1 protein-coding gene is annotated in these 2463 nt (G+C 42.6%); it reads left to right on the top strand.

The window, feature by feature from the left end; translation table 11 throughout:
- Nucleotides 1-638: 638 nt before the first annotated feature.
- Nucleotides 639-2435, top strand: a complete 1797-nt coding sequence (gene ltrA, locus GNE10_RS33860; protein WP_185570413.1) for a group II intron reverse transcriptase/maturase — start codon at nucleotides 639-641, stop codon at nucleotides 2433-2435.
- Nucleotides 2436-2463 lie beyond the last annotated feature (28 nt).

The following is a 2463-nucleotide window of genomic DNA, read 5'->3' as shown; positions in this document are numbered from 1 at the left end:
GGTGCGTTCCGTTCCCTCCAAATGGCATAAAGCCAAGGACGAGGGACAAGAATCAAAGTAGGGAATTAACCCGAACTGAACCTTGATAACTTAACTTTCGTGTTGGTGAGAGAAATAACTCAAGTCCAACCCTCCTTGGTGCAGGAGTGACAGCATCACCCCCATTAAGTGCGATTGGTTATCAATCTGAATGAAGCGGGGCGAAATGTTGGTAAACCCAGAGTCCGACTGGTAACCCCAGCTAGCACCTGACTACGAACAGGAAACGAACTCTCGTCTGAACTGCCGTTAGTTCTACGCAGCCTACTCGGAATATTGGCTGTAAACAAAAAGTTAATGGGTCTAAGTACAATTGGTCTTCTAACAATTGTAAAGAGCAATTTGACTCTGCTATGCAAATTGACGCACCCACAACAGACCCCGGCGGATAGAGAGGTTCTAAGGTCAGAAACCAACGAAAGTTAGGAACGGAATAACCCCATATACGCTCTCCACTTAGGTCGATAAACGGAGCAGCAACCAGCGCAAGCGTATATGTGGGAGGGATTGGGTCAGAAGCCAACGCCAAGTTGTAATGACTTGGATATGCTGACAGACCCACGGTTGAGTGGATGGTAAAGCTGTAAGTAGTAGTAAATATGACTAATACGAGTTTCAAGACTACGGTGGAATGGAATGCTATCCCCTGGCAAAAGCTAGAGAGGAAAGTATTTAAGCTACAAAAACGGATTTACCGAGCCTCTGGTCGTGGTGACGTTAAAACGGTTCGGAAACTTCAAAAGACCCTGATAAAATCCTGGTCAGCTAAGTGTCTGGCAGTACGTAGAGTAACTCAAGACAACAAAGGCAAGAAAACTGCTGGAGTAGACGGGGTAAAATCCTTAACGCCAAAGCAACGAATTGCACTGGTAAATCAACTTCGGATGAACCATAAAACAAAACCCACCCGAAGAATATGGATACCAAAACCTGGAAAGGAAGAAAAACGACCCCTTGGGATACCTACATTACATGACCGAGCGATGCAAGCCCTAGTGAAATTGGCTCTAGAACCCGAATGGGAAGCTAGATTTGAACCAAATAATTTCGGCTTTAGACCAGGACGCAACTGCCATGATGCCGTCGAAGCAATATTTAACTCAATAAAGCAAAAGGCAAAATATGTCCTCGATGCTGATATTGCAAAATGTTTCGACAGTATCAACCACCAGAAACTCCTTGAGAAGATAAACTCCTATCCTTCAATCAATCGCCTAATAAAGGCATGGCTAAAATCAGGAGTAATCGACAAAAAGCAGTTTTTCAAGACATACGAGGGAACGCCACAAGGAGGGGTATTATCCCCACTTTTAGCGAACATCGCCCTACACGGACTAGAAAACCGAATCAGACAGGAATTCCCGAAACTTGGTAAACAAAATCGAGAAACCTGGTTCCACAAAAAAGGCGAAGAATTTAACCCGCCGGGAGTGGTACGGTATGCCGACGATTTTATCGTCATGCACGAAAATCTATCCGTAATCAAGAAATGTCGAGAAATTATCACTGAGTGGTTGGCAGAAATTGGTCTTGAATTACAACCTAGTAAAACCAGAATAGTCCATACTTTTCTTTCACATGAAGGAGAAAAGCCAGGGTTTGATTTCTTGGGGTTTAATATTAGACAACACCAAGTAGGGAAAAACCAATCAGGCAAGGATTCAAAAGGAAATAGACTAGGGTTCAAGACAATTATCACCCCCAGCAAAGAAAGTCAAAAGAGACATTTCAGGGTAATAGCTGAAACTGTGGATTCTCTTAAGGCAGCCTCTCAAAGTAAAGTGATTAATGCACTAAATCCCATCATTAGAGGATGGAGTAATTTTTACTCCACAGTAGTTAGTAGGGATACATTTGAGAAACTGTCTCATCTCACTTTCTGGAAGCTAAAACGCTGGGCAAAAAGACGACACCCACGAAAATCAAATCAATGGATTGAAGCCAAATATTGGCAAACTCAAGGAAACGATAATTGGGTGTTCGTTCCAAAAGGGGATGAAAACCAACGTCTTTATAGACACACTTACACTAAGATACAACGTCATGTGAAAGTGAGAGGAGAAACATCACCCTTTGATGGTAATTGGGTTTATTGGAGTTCAAGAATAGGCAATCATCCTGAAAAGCCAATGAGAATAACTAAACTTCTCAAACAGCAAAAAGGGAAATGCGCCCACTGTAACCTATATTTTAGTGACAATGACCTGATGGAAGTTGACCATATTATCCCCAAATCTCAAGGTGGGAAAAATGAATACAACAATTTCCAAATTCTTCACCGTCATTGTCATGACAGAAAAACAAACCACGAGTTACAAGGTACTTATGACAGAAGCCACACAACTGAGGAGCCGGATGACGCGAAAGTGTCACGTCCGGTTCTGAAGACGAGTTGAAAAGGTGACTTTTCAGCTTAGTTCAACA

It is taken from the genome of Nostoc sp. 2RC (assembly GCF_014222165.1).
Taxonomy (GTDB): domain Bacteria; phylum Cyanobacteriota; class Cyanobacteriia; order Cyanobacteriales; family Nostocaceae; genus Nostoc; species Nostoc linckia.
Note: the sequence above shows the minus strand (reverse complement) of the source record. Positions and strands in the feature narration are given on the sequence as shown.

Coding starts and splice junctions, on each gene's coding strand:
- ltrA (WP_185570413.1), top strand. CDS start 639: ATGACTAATACGAGTTTCAAGACTACGGTGGAATGGAATGCTATCCCC.